13 protein-coding genes are annotated in these 15,996 nt (G+C 59.7%); 7 read left to right on the forward strand and 6 right to left on the reverse strand.

Going from position 1 to position 15,996, the window contains the following annotated elements; genetic code table 11:
• Positions 1-198: 198 nt before the first annotated feature.
• The 3 genes from AC0L2F_RS24750 to AC0L2F_RS24760 all read right to left on the reverse strand — a co-directional run bounded on the left by AC0L2F_RS24750 (position 199) and on the right by AC0L2F_RS24760 (position 3,569).
• Complete coding sequence (locus AC0L2F_RS24750) at positions 199-393, reverse strand: hypothetical protein (RefSeq protein WP_106942268.1); 195 nt, start codon at positions 391-393, stop codon at positions 199-201.
• A gap of 1,297 nt (positions 394-1,690) precedes the next feature.
• Complete coding sequence (locus tag AC0L2F_RS24755) at positions 1,691-2,311, reverse strand: glycosyltransferase family 2 protein (RefSeq protein WP_473250170.1); 621 nt, start codon at positions 2,309-2,311, stop codon at positions 1,691-1,693.
• A gap of 799 nt (positions 2,312-3,110) precedes the next feature.
• A complete protein-coding gene (locus AC0L2F_RS24760; RefSeq protein WP_473250171.1) occupies positions 3,111-3,569 on the reverse strand; it encodes a hypothetical protein in 459 nt (152 codons plus the stop codon).
• Between the two features lie 629 nt (positions 3,570-4,198).
• Between AC0L2F_RS24760 and AC0L2F_RS24765 the strand changes: the two genes are divergently transcribed.
• Both AC0L2F_RS24765 and AC0L2F_RS24770 read left to right on the forward strand, forming a co-directional pair.
• Complete coding sequence (locus AC0L2F_RS24765; protein ID WP_473250240.1) at positions 4,199-5,332, forward strand: AraC family transcriptional regulator; 1,134 nt, start codon at positions 4,199-4,201, stop codon at positions 5,330-5,332.
• A 658-nt stretch (positions 5,333-5,990) separates the two neighbouring features.
• Entirely contained in the window at positions 5,991-6,512 is a 522-nt protein-coding gene (locus AC0L2F_RS24770; RefSeq protein ID WP_231170975.1) for an HdeA/HdeB family chaperone, read from the forward strand.
• Positions 6,513-7,725: 1,213 nt separating this feature from the next.
• Here the strand turns inward: AC0L2F_RS24770 and AC0L2F_RS24775 are convergent.
• On the reverse strand, positions 7,726-8,187 hold the full coding sequence (locus AC0L2F_RS24775; RefSeq protein ID WP_245313335.1) for a hypothetical protein: 462 nt from the start codon (positions 8,185-8,187) through the stop codon (positions 7,726-7,728).
• A gap of 341 nt (positions 8,188-8,528) precedes the next feature.
• Between AC0L2F_RS24775 and AC0L2F_RS24780 the strand changes: the two genes are divergently transcribed.
• Positions 8,529-8,879: a hypothetical protein gene (locus tag AC0L2F_RS24780; RefSeq protein WP_473250172.1), complete on the forward strand. Its 351-nt coding sequence runs from the start codon at positions 8,529-8,531 to the stop codon at positions 8,877-8,879.
• A gap of 621 nt (positions 8,880-9,500) precedes the next feature.
• On the opposite strand, the gene AC0L2F_RS24785 is transcribed toward AC0L2F_RS24780, so the two are convergent.
• Positions 9,501-10,034: a GNAT family N-acetyltransferase gene (locus AC0L2F_RS24785; RefSeq protein ID WP_063995336.1), complete on the reverse strand. Its 534-nt coding sequence runs from the start codon at positions 10,032-10,034 to the stop codon at positions 9,501-9,503.
• Between the two features lie 260 nt (positions 10,035-10,294).
• Between AC0L2F_RS24785 and AC0L2F_RS24790 the strand changes: the two genes are divergently transcribed.
• From AC0L2F_RS24790 to fabI, 4 genes are read left to right on the forward strand one after another with little or no spacing between them, the layout of a single operon-like run.
• The gene (locus tag AC0L2F_RS24790) at positions 10,295-12,520 is read left to right on the forward strand and encodes a DUF3141 domain-containing protein (RefSeq protein WP_473250173.1); all 2,226 of its coding nucleotides are present in this window, start codon (positions 10,295-10,297) and stop codon (positions 12,518-12,520) included.
• Positions 12,521-12,543: 23 nt separating this feature from the next.
• Positions 12,544-13,506 carry a phosphate acetyltransferase gene (locus tag AC0L2F_RS24795; protein WP_473250174.1) on the forward strand — a complete coding sequence of 321 codons (963 nt, stop codon included), beginning with the start codon at positions 12,544-12,546 and terminating at the stop codon, positions 13,504-13,506.
• A gap of 5 nt (positions 13,507-13,511) precedes the next feature.
• Positions 13,512-14,726: an acetate/propionate family kinase gene (locus AC0L2F_RS24800; RefSeq protein ID WP_473250241.1), complete on the forward strand. Its 1,215-nt coding sequence runs from the start codon at positions 13,512-13,514 to the stop codon at positions 14,724-14,726.
• Positions 14,723-15,511, forward strand: coding sequence for an enoyl-ACP reductase FabI (gene fabI / locus AC0L2F_RS24805; protein WP_473250175.1), 789 nt, complete (start codon positions 14,723-14,725; stop codon positions 15,509-15,511). Before AC0L2F_RS24800 ends, fabI begins: the two co-directional genes overlap by 4 nt.
• A 17-nt stretch (positions 15,512-15,528) precedes the next feature.
• Here fabI and AC0L2F_RS24810 read toward each other — a convergent pair whose 3' ends face one another.
• Entirely contained in the window at positions 15,529-15,987 is a 459-nt protein-coding gene (locus AC0L2F_RS24810) for a MaoC family dehydratase (RefSeq protein WP_007613199.1), read from the reverse strand.
• Positions 15,988-15,996 lie beyond the last annotated feature (9 nt).

Below are 15,996 nucleotides of genomic sequence, written 5' to 3' on the forward strand. Positions count from 1 at the left end.
TGGCAGCCGGCATTCCAGTTCGAAGCTAGCTGAGCCGACTGGAATTCGGTGTGCTTACGCGGCAACAGCTGGGAAAATTGAGCAATTTGCGCGCTTGAGTTGTGTCAGGAATATTGACCGGTCAACTGGCCGCCTGAAATTGTTCCGCGATGGTGGGAAGGGCGCTTGGTCTCATCCCCGCACCCTTATGCTGAGATCCTAGGCCCCGCGCCAGACGTGCAACACGCCTTCGCGGAAGCCGCCGACGAACTGATCAGATGCGTCCGCTGGCAGAATTTCGCTGAGATCATCAAACGACCCGCTCACCATGGTGGCAAGCTCGTGCGCCGAAGCATGCTCTGCCCAGCGGCGACCCAACTCCAAACCTCGTTGCCGGTCTGCTTCTGTGTCCATAGTCCTGGACCATCCCCGCGTGGCCCCGGCGAAGCTGATGCCGCGCCGGGGCCTGTACGATCTCGCCAATCCTGGAAGCTTGGGGGCTCGAAAGAATCGGCAAGGCGCACTCTAGACAATCAGATGCGCAGTGCTTGGCCAGTGCACTTTGTGCCAATGGGTGAATGCCCCGGCCGAAAATAGCTTTCGGGCTGTCGGGATAACAGGCTGATCAAGGCTCGTTATCCGAAACAGCCGGGGCGATTCAATGTGCCTGAGAGCCACAGAGGTGTTCGCGGCGGCGGGCTCGTTGAGCCATCTGCAGACTTCGATCGAGGTTGCCTGGTCGCGTCTGGTCTTTAAAGCACCGACTTGGGCTCGTTGTCGGGATGGCTCTCCCAGTCATCAATGGCCGCACGTCCAACTTGGCATTGGGGCGGACAAGCCGCGCAAATCCGACCGGAGGCTTCGCGCGTGATCGACCAGCTACTAGGGCAGAACGGGCTGCCCGCTTGCCCTAGCGCTAGTGTCCGCTTGAGAGCCTTAGTAGCCGTTCGGGCAAATCCAGTTTCCGTAGCCATCGTATCCGCAGCCGCCTCCGTAGTACGCGCCTGCTGCGGCGGCGCCGACTGCCGCAGCGCCTACAGCGGCTGCGCCGTAGCGGTAGCCTCGGTAGGCGCCGTAGCCACGGTACGCGCCGGTTCGATAGCCATAGCGTCCGCCGCGCACAGCAACTGCACCGCCTCGATAGCCTCGAACGGCCACGGCTCCGCCGCGGTAGCCGCCCGCCCGCATCGCGCCGCCGCCGTGATAGCCTCCGGCTCGCACGCCTCCACCACCACGACGGGCGAAGGCTTCGTCAGAATGCAAACTAGCTACAAGCAGCGCGGTCGCGGCTGAAGCTGCAATAAGGAATTGGCGGAGCATGGCATTCTCCTTCTGGAGGAAGAGCCGCAGCGCGCTGATACGGCCGCGACCTTCCTGAAGTGCAATGCAGGTGGCACCATCGCCGATTGACGCAGATCAAACATCTCCGTTCATCTATGTTAACTCGATCGTTCCGGCAGGATGCAAGAGCGCTCAGGGAACACATCCACTTACAGCGCCATCGGCGGAACTAGTCATTCGGCAACGAACGTCTAACAAGATCATCGCCAATCGTTACAAGCCAGCCGGAGCATACGCAGGCGAAACCACCATCTCAACCCGACATCGGGTGCAGCGCGCGCTAGTCCCCACGATCTCGCAAGCTGGGTCAGCCGGCACAATGCCGCGGCAGCACTTCGGGCAAGTGTATCCCGCGATATTTGGCGTGAAGTCATACTCTGGACCAACATAGCACGTCGAGGATCGACCGCCCCGCGGTGATCGACATCAGGTATTCGACGCTTTGAAGCCCTGTCCATATCGAGTCGCGCTCGTTGCTGATCGCGACGCTGCAACTTGCGCCGGCGACGAGCGGATTGCCGAACGCAGCCGCGAGGCGCTCAACCGCGTTCGGTTCGAAGACAGTGTCGGCATCTACGGTCAAGAGAGGATCGCCGCGGGCAAACCGTGCTGCAGCGTTGATGGCAGCGCTGCGGCCGCAGCGCCTCCCATGGCAGATGACCATGTCAACCAGGCCCTGCGCTCTCGCCCGCTCCGCGACCGCACGTGTTGCGTCGGTGGAGCCGTCGTCGACGACGATGATTTCGACAGGTCGCAGGGTTTGCCGGCGCAGCGAACTGATCGACGGAGCAAGCCCGGAGCCGCCGTTGAATGTCGGGATAATCACGCTTACCGTCGCCTGGCAAACCGTCTTGCCAGCTCTTCGCCGCTTCGAGCTGAACAGAGCAAGAGATACCAGCGATAAAGTGTAGCGGGGGATGTCGAATATCAGCAGCGAGAAGGCGAGTAGAAATAAACTCGTTCCGGCGGGCACTTCCACCATTTCGGACATGCCGCCCACCTCCGCTACGACAGGACCATTCCGAGCATCCGACCAAACAAGGCGCACAAGGCGATTATCAGACGGGAAAATGAAGAACATCGCGTTGATGGCCGAGTGGTAAATTGCGTAAACATTTGCTTTTTGTGCCTGCGCTATTCACCTGCATCGTCGGCTTCGTCAGTTGACGATGACCGGCTCTCGAAGGCTGATCGTTGGCGTGCCGGCATCAGCGTTGCGGTTGGAGTTGTTCCCGGTTCGATAAATCCCACAAGGTGACCGGTCCGTCCAACCTTTCAGGCGCAAGACGGCCTCAGTCTGGGAAGACTGAGGCCGGTGGGGGGCGTCGATGTACCGTTGGGGTCGGTACTCTAGAATTCTAATCGCGACACACCAATTTGCGTATTGTCCTTGAGGACAACCAATCAGCACGTCGTCCCTCTCACACATCTGCGGACCGCCCGACGGGTATGCCGGACGGTCGTCCGTGCCACGCACACGCCGTTGATACGTGTCCTACCGACGCCGCAGGCAGCAGCGACTTCCGTAATCAGGCTTTCGGGCTGTGCAATCGGGCCAGGCGTCATCGCCTGAGCCGATACTGCGAAGAAGAAGGCGAACGTGGCAATTCCGAGCGACTTGATCATATCGAGCTCCCTGGAAGCGCCCAACCGCCCGGCCGGCGCGGCAGGGCGATGGACGCGACTCCCCCAAACTGATACCCGCCCCTGTCGGAGAATTGAGATAGATCAAAGCGACTTCAGGGACTTGCGATGCGGCAATTGCTGGAGGCCCAGACGCGAGCTTAGGACTATGACCGCAAGAAGACTGCGGAGTCCAAATAGCAGCGCGCAAATATCGTCTGTAACTGCGCGCCGCGAAGGAAGATGGTGTGAGGCGACAAACCACCCCGGCCTGAGATCCAACTCCGAACTGGAGCCGGGTACATCGAATAGATCATCCGTGTAGCTTCTCGATTTGTAACATGGCGTCCACCGACGCCGAGATCCCAAGCTGCGTGGAAAGCAAGGTTTGCCCTTTCTGTCACGCAAACTCTATCTGATGGGATCTTTGCTAGTAAGATCGTGCAGGCGGACGCGCAGAGGCCGTCGATTACCACGGTTTGCCCCGTGCCCTTTAACTCATCATAACGATCCAGGTAACGTTGGATCAAACCACCTCGATCGTTCGCAATTCTCACTACGGCTTGGCACTGGCTGGCGCATGCAATCGACAATGTGGAAGCGAGCAACAGGGCAATATTTCTCATAATTTGCCTCTTCGACTGAGACCGTCATTGCAGCTCTTCGCCCGCACGAGATGGAATAGCGGCTTCGCGATGCGCGAGCGAACGCTTTGCAGCAAATCGTCTTGGGCGGCCGGCCGCTCCGCGATCGGGTGCACCGGGGCGAGCGTCCGGCAGCGCCCGCCGCGAATGCGTCCAGCGTGAACAGCTCCTCCTCGGCAACTGTCGCCTGAAAACCTCCGGCTCTCATTCGGGCTTCGTGATCCTCCGCCACCCGGAAGCCGCCGCCACCACCGCGACGGGCCAGAGCATCGTCCGGGATCACGCTCGCGCTGATCAACACGATTACCTCTAAAGCGGAAAGGACGTTATAAGCATCGCGCTTGTCTTCTATATCGTTCGGCCGTCCTGGAATGACGACGCTGAGCATTCGTGCCCCACGTAATCAATCTTGGATCCCTGGTGGCCCAGTGTTGACCTAGGTCAAACATTGCGAACGCAATGACCTCAGGCATTTGCAGGAAATCGAAGCCCCGCGACCTTTTGAGTTCCCGCCTGAAAAGAAAAGCGGCTTTGGAAGACCACCGCTTGGACGTTCCGGGGATACGCAGTCGGGCAAATGTGAAAGGGCGCTGCAGCAGGATGTTTCTACTATGGTGACGGGGATCGCCCAATGCTGGATCGCCATAAATGTAGGCTTTGAGGTCTTGAGCAAGGCAGGAGCGAGTTATAGGTCGGCGGGAAGCCTGAGTGCGATACCTAGCGCGACGGGCGGTATTGCACGGTTGGCTTGCGCGCGCGTCGCTGCCTCTGGCCAAGACACAGCTGCGCTACTGTCCAAGGCGGGATTGACGCTGAATGACTTCCGCGACCCTGCGGTCCGGCTCGAGGTGGCGACTCAGATCAAAATTCTGGAATTGGCCTCCCAAGTATTGGAGGACGACATCCTGGGTTTCCGGCTGGCCCGGAGCTTTGATCTGCGTGAGATCGGCCTTGTCTACTACGTTATGGCGTCGTCGGAGAATGTCGCCGACGCGCTTCGTGCCGCGGAACGGTACAGCCGGATCATGAATGAGGGAGTCCGGCTGTGTTTCGACATGGAGGGGCATACTGCGACCGTTGCCCTCGAATATGTCGGTGTCGATCGAAGGGGCGAGCGGCAACAGATCGAATTTTGGATAGTGACGCTGGTGCGGATCTGCAGGCAGGTGACGGATGGCCGTCTGGTGCCGTCCAGGCTCCAAGTGAGGCACCTGCGAGCCGCGCTGCCGCCCGAATTTAGAACGTTCTTTGGCAGGGACGTCGAGTTCGGCGCTGACGGCGATGTGATCTCCTTTCCGGTGCCGGTGGCACTGCTTCCGCTGGTCGGCCGCGACGGCTATCTGCACGATTTGTTGCGACGCTATGCGGATGAAGCGTTGGTACGGAAAGTGCCGCATGGCCCGACGGTCCGTTCAAAAGTCGAAAAGACGCTTACCACACTGCTGCCTCACGGTAGAGGCGTCGCGAAGGAAGTCGCACGGCAGATGGGACTGAGTACCCGCACGCTGTCACGCAAGCTTGGCGAACAGAAGACGTCCTTCGCTGAAATCCTTGATGAGTTGCGGGCCGCGCTTGCAAAGCGGTATCTCAAAGAAGAGCAGCTACCCGTGTCTGAAGTTGCTTGGCTGCTTGGCTATCGCGAACTGAGTTCCCTCACACACGCGTTCAAGCGATGGACCGGAATGACACCACGACAGTTCCGGTCAAGGTCTCAACAGAAACTGAGTTGCAACGAAAAGCCCTAATTGCCGTTGATTACTTCGACGAGCGGAGTACTTGCCGAGTGTGGAGCGGAGAAAGGGTGACGTCATGGCGCTCGGGTTCGCAGGCCGGCTCAAGTGCTATTCATAGTGTTCCCAAGGACGATGCCCTTTGGTGCAATTGCGAGTCCGTCTACCCTGCTGCAGCTTGCTCCGGAGTAGTTCACTTCGAAGAGGGGGAAATCATGTCTTGTCATGCCTCGATCCGACGGCACTTCCCGGACCCGTCAATCACGGCCGAAGGTACCCGCGAGACGTCTCTGGCGCAAGAATCGCCGCGAGGTTCTATTTTGATCCTTGCAGGATTCCGAACCGAAGTTGAGACCCAATTAGTGATCGATCGACTCTTGAGTGAGTACATTACGCCCGAATCGCGGCCGGCGTAAGCGCCACCTCACGGTCTCTTGCGTCAGTGTGCGCCATCCTTAAATTGACGTGACGAGTACTTCGTTGCCTTCGCGAGGACATACTTTGCTTGAGCCGGGATGGTTGGCAGGGACATTGCTTCGCCGGCGTTGATCTAGATCAACTAGGCTGTCGCCACAACGCCCGAATGCAGTTGTGGTCACGGGATGTGTGATCACGCTGTTGCTTGGTCTGGTAGCCAATCGTTGCTCGGGAGGTCATCACAATGAGGTGCAGATTGCTTCTGCTTGCGCTGATCTTAGTGTCCTCAGCTTTCGCCAGTGAGGCGCGTGCCACGACGGCCGATATTCGCAGCATCACCTGTGGCGAATATCTTGCCATGCCGGCTGCACCGTCGAGTAAGTTTTCGGCTTGGATGACCGGCTGGTTTGCTTATGAAAGTCGGAGGACTTTTGTGGATTTTGACCTGCATCGGACAAATGTCGCAAGCGTAAGAGGGTGGTGCCAATCCAACCCGAGCGCCAGTGTGATGGCAGGGCTGGAAAAATCGATAGGCGTAACTGCGGTGCCTAACGCTACGCTGGATTTTAACAAGATCACTTGCGGAACCTGGTTGGCGTACGGTCCAGCGGATCAAGAGTTTGTAAGATATTTTATGAGTGGCTACTACAACGCCGCAGCAAGCAACAGTTTATTGGACTTCGACCGTCTGCAGAGGAATTCCAGTGCGGTCGTTACGTATTGCAAGAAGAACAAATCTCGCACCCTACCAACGGCCATTCAGAACAGAGCTACCTAAGTCGGCCAGTTTTCCACCCGGCCCCCCGATCTTCGGTGCTTATGAGCCTTTCCGTAGCTGGAGAGCCTTGGCTCACCAACTTGACCGCTTCGCCCGTCGGTCAATAAGAGGGCAAGGGCTGCGGGGCGGAAACAAAAAAGACCGGAGCGTTCGATCCGCTGCGGCCAAATAGCAGCAGGCACGTGCTGGGCGCTTGTCTTGGTTTACTCCTCCCTCGGCGGATCATCTTCAGCATGCTTATCTTTCGTAACCCCCGACCCGACAACCTCATTCGGCGGCTGGGTTGATCTAGGTCAACGTCAGCGATGCTTTCGTGCACAGGCTGCGCGCAGCCGCACCAGAAATGGCACGACGGTGGTGCCGAAGAGAAACGTAGTCATGCGCCACTAGGCAATTCGCAACGAACCAAACAGGAGAAAACATGAAAATATCAGCGGTTTTGGGCGCAGGCCTCGGTGCAGCGATGTTGTGCTTGACGCCAGTGTCGTTTCACCTGTCACCGGCCGGGACAGTCGTTATGTCCGTCGACCAAGCTGATGCTCGTGTCGGTCGTCCGCTCACACCAGGCAGCGTTGCGGGGGTTCATAGGCGAGTGCATCGGCGCGCTTATCGGCGTGGATACTATGGAGCTGCGGTAGGCGCGGCTGCCGTTGGAGCAGCGGCCACGGGAGCGTACTATCACCGTCGACACTGCGGTTACTACCCATATCCGCCGTGCTACTGAGAGCTTCGGTGTCGTTAGAAAGACACCTAGAAGTTTGCAATCCGGACTCCTGATGACCAAAAACGATTTGAGGGAAAGATGCGCAGCAGCGGAGCAGTGTGAGAGGCATTTGAGCAGTATCCGCCCCCAGGCTTGGATGCCTGCGCGAAATGTTTGACCGGCATCGCCACGATCATGCGCGCCAACCCGGGATTCTCCAGCCCAGCGGAAATGCGCACGAACGCGGAAAGGTCGTGGGTCTGTGAATCACACTTCGCGGGCGTGATCATTCCAGACCCGAGAAAGTAGGCCACCCACGGCGCGACCGGCCCCGATCAAGATGGTGACTGCACCGGGGCCTTCGACGTTCTCGCCAGTCGTTGGAAGCTTGTACGATTGGCAGGCGCGCCTTAGACAAACAGGATGTCAGTGTTTGGCTACTGCATTGTGTCCCAATGCAGATTGGGCCGTGGCGTGAAGCCCGGCGTGGTGTTGAAGCAGGCGAGGCGGCTATTGGTTACTTCCAAGCGCGCGCCCTAATCGCTCTAATTCAAGCGTTACGCAGAATAGCGCGAACAGCGACGCCAGGAGTTGCAGCCCGCGACGAAACATGAGCCATAGATCGGCGCCCTGATGGATCTCAGGCAAATGTCTGAAGAACACGACGCCGAACAGCGACCCACCAAAAATGAAGGCAAGACGCCCCAGAAACAAAAACAGGTGGCTCAGGATTGGATTCGAGCGCTGAGGGGGAAGCGGAACGCGCTGCAGGCGATACCAATAGGCGACCTGCATTGCCATGATCATGATCGGTGCAGCAAGATTGTCAGATCGTTCGAACGGCAGCTGCTCACCGGGATAGTTCATCAAGTGCCTAAATTCGGGCAAGCCCTCCAAGATTATGAAAAGGGCTCCACTGAGCTGAACCAAAAGAAGAACCAGATAGACGGCTCGCGATTTCAAATTTGTCATTCCGAACACCCGTCGAGACTATGCTAAAGGTTGCAACCGGGTGCATGGAAGCGTTCGAATGCGTGAGCATCGTCCGGAGGTGTTGATGGTCGCCCCAGCTGGCTGCCGTATTCCGCGACGATTCGGCGCGCCATTCCGTGTAGGACAGCTTGAGCTTTTTAGCCGCGCCGCGTTTTCTGACGAGCGGTTTCATGTGCCGACCGTCGGCGCATAACCAAAGGCCGCGTTGAGCTAGATCAAATCTTTGCCCCAGCAGTCCCCAACCTATGTGGTCCGGTACCTGCCTCTGACATGAAGCCGGCCTTCAATGCCAGCTCCACAGCAGCCGCGAGCGTGTCGAGATGTTCCGCAATCTTGGCGAAAAGTTCTCGCTTCTCTGGCGAGGTCGTAAGCGCGCTTATCAACGCAGCCTCTGCTGCCTGCTTTCGCAGTGCTTCGAGATGATGCCGGTGATCGTTCATAGCGGCTCGCCCCCGGGCTGGCTCATGGCTGCGGCCTGGGCAACGAAGCCCTCAAGCACCGGTACCGCATCCTCGATGCTGTGGCAGCAGCAGCTGTCGAGTGAAAGCCCGGCACTGAGATCAAACAGCTCTAGCCAAAATAGTGGCACGCCATTCAGATCGAGTTTGGGACCTCGCAACATGCGTATTACACAGCTTGCCACCGTGGCGACCGAAACGGATAAATTTTGATCGTTGTCTGGGATGCACGAAAGCCGAACGTAAGCCTGCGCGATCTTCAGTTGCGTAAGCGCTCTTTCGGGCATGCTGCCGTCGACCAAAATTCGATCCTGGGTGTCTTGTGGGAGCATTGACCAAGCGCTTTGGTCCACCGCGACCAGCCTGCGCATTGGGGTGAGGTCGATCGGAGATAGCAGTACTCGGCAGACACTCGCTTGCGGGAAGTCGCCAAGTTTTTGTTATTTGAGGCCACAAAATGTGTGGGCGCAAAGTCTCTGCCACGGATCGATACGCAGGTAAAAAGAAAGCGCCGCGACGGCGTGAGGTGACCTGTCGCCGATGGGCAGCAGTCAGTAAGGTGCTGACCGGGACGTAATTGCCATAGTTGTCGTACTAGCAGCTGTCGTAGCTCCCTAGGCTGCAGCTCGGAGGGCGGCCCCTCCTACGGCGCCGCCGCTCCGTATATGCGGTAGCCATAGTATCAGCCCGGATAACCGCCACGGGACGATAGCCGGGCCGACCGGAACGGCCGGCAACAGGATAACCAGGGCGCCCGGGGCCGACCGGCGATGGGGTGCGACGATGCATCGCTCCGCAAGATCTTGAGCGCGGGCGCCATGCACCGCTCATTGATCACCGCCCCTCTTTGCCCAGGTGTAGCGCCAAATTCATCGTGTGTGGGTCGCGGTTGCCGTCCGGCCTGAAGCCAAACTTGCCGAGCACCGCCTGCATGGACTTGTTCTCGGGCAGGACCTCAGCGGTGAGTTCACGCAATCCGGCATTGGAGGCGATCTCGCCAAGGTGGCGCATCAAGATGGAGCCGATGCCTCGGCCCTGCCAAGCGTCGATGACGACGAAGGCCAACTCGGCTCGTCCGGGCTCAAACACGACGTATCGAGCGCCTCCGACAATCATTGTCCGCTCGGGCTGCCCGACCTCGCACACCAGCGCGACGTGATTCATGAAGTCGACATCCATGAAGAACGCGCGCTCCTTGTCCGAGAAATGACGCTTGATCCCAAAAAAACGGCGCTGCAACGACTGCTTGCTGGTCTGATCCAGCGCGTCGAGGACAGCCGTCTCGTCGGCCGGCCGCAACGCTCGGATTTCGGCCGTGCTGCCGTCCCGCAAGCGTTCCGTCACGCTGTATTTGGCGATGTCCGACATGCGAGGTCTCGGCTCGGGCGGCGGAAAACACGACGGCCTGAGGCTCGTCTATGAACGGGAGGTCGGTTACCCGTTTGATTTGTATCAAGGGCCCCGCAAAAGCCGGCGGCCTGACTCTCGGCAGTCAGCTCGACACATTCGGGCGGGATGACGACCTGACACGACTGGGTCGGCGTACTCGCCGTCCAGCATTGACCTATATCAAAGGCCTGCAGTTGCGGCGGGCTTTGGATGCATTCATACCACATCGAGGTCGGAGCATGCAGATGGAAGTGCCTGGATCACCCGGTGGTCCGATGTCCGGTCTCGTCGCCTCGGCGATTGAATACATGGTCGATGCTGGGCAACGGAGCATACTCTTCCTCGATGTGATGCGCCGGCGCGGCGACCAATATCGGGAGCACGTCGCCCAAACCGCGCCACACGTTCTGCAATATGCGGCCGAACTGATCATCGATGGCCGCAAGCTGGACGAACCCGTCAATTACGCGCTTGCCCGCATCGTCCCGCCAGCCGGCGTCGAGATCGATTCCACGCGGCGGCCGTTCATCGTGATTGATCCACGCGCCGGGCACGGTCCAGGCATCGGCGGGTTCAAGGCCGACAGCGAGATCGGCGTCGCGATGAAGGCGGGGCATCCCTGCTACTTCATCGGCTTCCTGCCGGAGCCGGTGCCGGGCCAGACTATCGAGCGTATCGCGCGTGCCGAGGCACTGTTCATCGAAAAAGTGATCAGTCGTCACCCGGAAGCTGACGGGAAACCCTGCGTGATAGGCAATTGCCAAGCCGGCTGGGCGGTCATGATCCTGGCTTCGGTTCGGCCCGAACTGTTCGGCCCACTGATCATCGCCGGAGCCCCGCTCGCGTACTGGGCGGGCGTGCATGGCAAAAACCCGATGCGATATTCGGGCGGCCTTCTGGGCGGAAGCTGGCTAACTGCGCTCGTGAGCGATCTCGGCGGCGGGAAGTTCGATGGTGCCTGGCTGGTCCAGAATTTCGAAGGCCAGAACCCCTCGAACACGCTCTGGACCAAGCAGTACAACGTCTATTCAAAGGTCGATACCGAAGCCGATCGCTACCTCGAGTTCGAGCGCTGGTGGGGTGGGCACGTCAATCTCAACGCCGAGGAGATCCAGTTCATTGTCGACGAGCTCTTCGTCGGCAACAACTTGGCCGCCGGCAATATCACCATGGCCGACGGGCAGAAGGTAGATCTGCGCAACATCAGTTCGCCGATCGTGGTGTTCTGCTCCAAGGGCGACAACATCACTCCGCCACAACAGGCGCTGGGTTGGATCCTCGAATGCTACGCCGACGTTGATGACATCAGGGCCTATGGGCAGACGATCGTCTATACCGTTCACGAGAACGTCGGCCATCTCGGCATCTTCGTGTCAGGTGGTGTCGCCAAGAAGGAGCACGCCGAATTTTCCAGCAACATCGATCTGATCGATGTACTACCACCCGGCCTTTACGAAGCAACGTTCGAAGCCAAGGACGAAGAAACCACCAGTTCCGATCTCGTTGTGGGCCAGTGGGTGATGCGCTGCGAGGCCCGGACACTAGACGATATTCGGGCCATGGGTGGCAATTCGCCTGAGGACGAGCGGCGCTTTGCCGCGGCAAAACGCGTCTCGGAGCTCAATCTTGCCGCCTACCGCAAGTTCGTGCAGCCCTGGATCAAAAGCATGGTGGCGCCGCAGACGGCGGAGATGATGCGCAATCTGCATCCGCTGCGGACGCAGTACGAGGCGTTCAGAAGTCAGAATCCGTGGATGAGCGCGGTGAAGTCGGCAGCGGAAGGGCTAGAAGAGAACCGCAAGCCGGTTTCGAACGACAATCCGTTCCTGGCATTTCAGGAGCAGGTCTCTAAGCAGATCGTTCATGCGCTGGACAGCTGGCGCGATTCGCAGGAAGCGATGAGCGAGGCGATGTTCCTCAACGTCTACGGCTCGCCGGCGCTACAGGCGGCGGTCGGCATAGATCCGAAAGCTGAACCGTCGCGCCGGCGCGAGATGCCGGCCGAACACCGTGCCATGCTCGACAAACGGATCGCCGAGCTCCGATCCAGGATTGGCGAAGGGGGGCTTCGCGAGGCGGCCATCCGTGCCCTGCTTTATATCGGCTCGGCGAGAGGAATGGTGGATGAACGCAGCATCGAGGCGTTGCGTCAGGCTCGTCGCGACGACAGCGGAGCGCGATTAACGCTTGCCGAATTCAAGATGCTGGTTCGCGAGCAGTTCTTCATGCTGCTGCTCGATCGCGAGGCGGCGCTGGCCGTTATCCCGAAGTTGCTTCCCGACGACGTCAATCAACGCCGCGCGGCTTTCACGACGATGAGCGAGGTGCTGTCGGCCAGCGAGGACATCACAGGCGAGCGCGCCAGCCGCCTGCAGCGTGTCGCACAGCTGTTCGGTCTCGACGCCGAAACGTCGGGGAGGGCGTCGAACGTTGCCCCTTTCGACCCCAAGGCGAGGGCATCGTAACACTGTCTGGAAGGAACCGGCTCATGTCAGCCGACACGTCGCAGGCACAGTCCCCGAGCAAATACGACCGCTTGATCGCGGCCGCGCAGGCCGTGCCGCCGGCCCCAACCATCGTTGTGCATCCGTGCGATGAAAGCTCATTGCGGGGCGCTGTCGATAGTGCACAGGCCGGCATTATCCGGCCGCTCCTGGTCGGACCTGAAAGGAAGATCCGGGATACGGCCGCCAGGCATGGTCTCGACATCGCGGCCTTCGAGCTTGTTGACGCAGCACATAGCGATGAAGCCGCTGCAAAGGGGGTAGAGCTGATCCACGCCGGCCGAGGTGAGCTGTTGATGAAAGGCAGCTTGCATACGGATGAGTTGATGCGCGCGGTCACCGCGAAGGCCGGAGGCCTGCGTACCGATCGGCGTATCAGCCATGTCTTCGTGATGGACGTGCCGGCCTATGCGGAGACCATCTTCGTGACGGACGCGGCCATCAACATCTTCCCTGATCTGGACGCCAAACGCGACATCATCCAGAACGCCATTGATCTGTATGTGGAAGCTGGGTTCGGTAAATCGCCGCGCGTGGCAATCCTGTCAGCGGTTGAAACCGTGACCTCGAAAATTCCGTCTACGATAGAGGCGGCGGCACTCTGCAAGATGGCGGACCGCGGGCAGATCGCCGGAGGGATCCTCGACGGTCCACTGGCCTTCGACAACGCCATCGACGTGGAGGCGGCGCGCATCAAGGGGATCAAGTCCGAGGTCGCCGGTCGCGCTCAGATCCTGGTCGTTCCCGACCTGGAGGCCGGCAACATGCTGGCAAAGAATCTCGCCTATTTCGCCAAGGCGGACGGCGCCGGCATCGTGCTCGGAGCCCGCGTCCCGGTCGTCCTGACGTCACGCGCGGATTCGGCGCGTGCGCGGATGGCCTCGTGCGCGGTCGCTGCGCTGTATGCCCATGCCCGGCGCCGGCGTGCTCCAACGATTGCCGCGTGAACGCCATGGATACCATCCTTGTGGTCAATGCCGGCTCCTCCAGCGTCAAGTTCCAGGTCTACTCGATCGAGGGTGACGGAATATTGCGGCGACAGCTGAAAGGGCAGATGGATGGGATCGGCAGCCGCCCGCGTTTGCGCGCGAGTGGCTCCACCGGCGATCCGCTTGCGGATCGCGCCTATCCGATCGAGGCGGTGCCGGATGTACCGGCCGCGATGGACATTGCCGGCGCCTGGTTGCGGGACGAGCAACGCATTCACCCGATCGCTGTCGGTCATCGCGTCGTTCACGGTGGCCCGGACTACGACCGGCCGACCCAGATCGATCATGGTGTCGTCACCCGGCTGGAGCGGTTCATTGCGCTCGCGCCGCTGCATCAACCCCATAATCTGGCGCCGATCCGCTCGATTCTCGGCAATTTCCCGGAGCTTCCGCAGGTCGCCTGTTTCGATACTGCATTTCATCGCACGCATAGCGCGGTCGCCGATCATTATGCGATCCCGCATCATCTTTATGCCGAAGGCGTGCGTCGCTACGGCTTTCACGGTCTCTCCTACGAATACATTGCGAAGACCTTGCCAAAGGTCGCGCCGAAAATCGCGAATGGTCGGGTGATCGTCGCTCACCTCGGAAGCGGCGCCTCGATGTGCGCTCTCAGCGCGGGACGAAGCGTCGAAAGCACCATGGGCTTCACCGCTCTCGATGGGCTTCCGATGGGAACCCGCCCTGGTCAGATCGACCCCGGGGTCGTGCTCTATCTCATTTCCGAGAAGGGGATGTCAGCCTCCAACGTCCGGAACTTCCTTTACCGCGATTGCGGCTTGAAGGGGTTATCGGGCGTCAGCAACGATATGCGGGAACTGGAGAGCAGTGAGGATCCGAGAGCCAGACTCGCGATTGAATATTTCAGCTACCGCATAGGGCTCAATGCCGGGATGCTTGCCGCGGCGCTGCAGGGGCTGGACGCGTTTGTCTTTACAGCCGGTATCGGTGAAAATTCCGCAACAATTCGCGCGCATGTCGCTGGCCAGCTCGCGTGGCTGGGCGTCACCCTCAATCAAACCGAGAATACGCGCCACTCACAGCTGATCTCGGGTCCCGACAGTCGCATTCCAGTCTATGTGGTGCCGACCGACGAGGAGTTGATGATCGCGCAGCACACACTGTCGCTGCTGATGAAGAGAACATCGAACAATCAGAGGCAGGAGAGGGCATCATGATTCCAGTGTTTCCAGATTCCAAGATTGCCCTGAAGGGGAAAAAAGGCCTCGTCGTAGGAATCGCCAACGACCAGTCGATCGCATGGGGGTGCGCCAAGGCCTTTCGCGCTCTCGGCGCTGATGTCGCCGTCACCTACCTGAACGAGCGCGCGAAGAGGCACGTCGAGCCTCTTGCGCAGGCGCTCGATGCGTCTATTTTCATGCCCCTCGATGTCATGACGGAGGGGCAGACTGAAGACGTGTTTGCCCGGATCGAGAGGGACTGGGGCCAACTCGATTTCCTGCTGCATTCGATCGCCTTCTCACCGAAGGAAGCCTTGCACGGACGTGTGGTGGACGTCGGCCGCGACGGGTTTCTGAAGACGATGGAGGTCTCCTGCTGGTCCTTCATGCGCATGGCTCATCTGGCCGAGCCGCTGATGAAGAACGGCGGCACCATGTTCACCATGACCTATTATGGCAGCCAGATGGTGGTTGAGAACTACAACGTCATGGGCGTGGCCAAGGCTGCGCTTGAGGCTTCGGTGCGCTACATCGCCGCCGAGCTGGGCCCGAAGGGTATCCGCGTGCACGCCATTTCGCCCGGACCGCTGGCCACGCGAGCGGCTTCCGGCATTCCCGACTTCGACGAACTGATGGACAAGGCGCAATCGAAGGCGCCCTCGCGCAGTCTCGTCAGCATTGAAGACGTCGGCAATGCCACGGCATTTCTCGCGCTCGACGGGGCGAAGCTCATTACGGGAAGCGTTCTCTATATTGATGGCGGCTATCACATCATCGATTGAAGAGGACGGGACGCGGCTCAGCGATAGTGCAGGGCGATCAACTCGGCGACGCAGGCTGGTCGTTTGCCGCCTTCGATCTCGATGACCAGATGATAGTTCACGCGCAGCCCGTCGGGAGGCACGTCCTCCGTTTCAGCAACGCTGACGCGGCCGCGCAGCTTCGAGCCCGCCGGGACCGGTGAAAGGTACCTGATCCTGTCGGCACCGTAGTTCAGGGTGTTTCGGAGGCCTTTTAACCCCATCACCGAGCGGATGAACATCGGTGCCAACGCCAGGGACAGCATGCCATGGGCGATGGTGGTGCCCCCGGGCATTTCTTTCCTCGCGCGCTCCTGATCGACATGGATCCACTGTTCATCGCAGGTCGCTTCCGCAAACTTGTTGATACGGTCCTGCGTCACCTCGATCCACTCACTAGCGCCGATTTCGGTGCCGACCGCAGATCTTATCTCATCAAAATCGCCGAATATCCGCATGTCCCTTAC

The sequence above is a fragment of the Bradyrhizobium sp. Ken64 genome, from assembly GCF_055807555.1.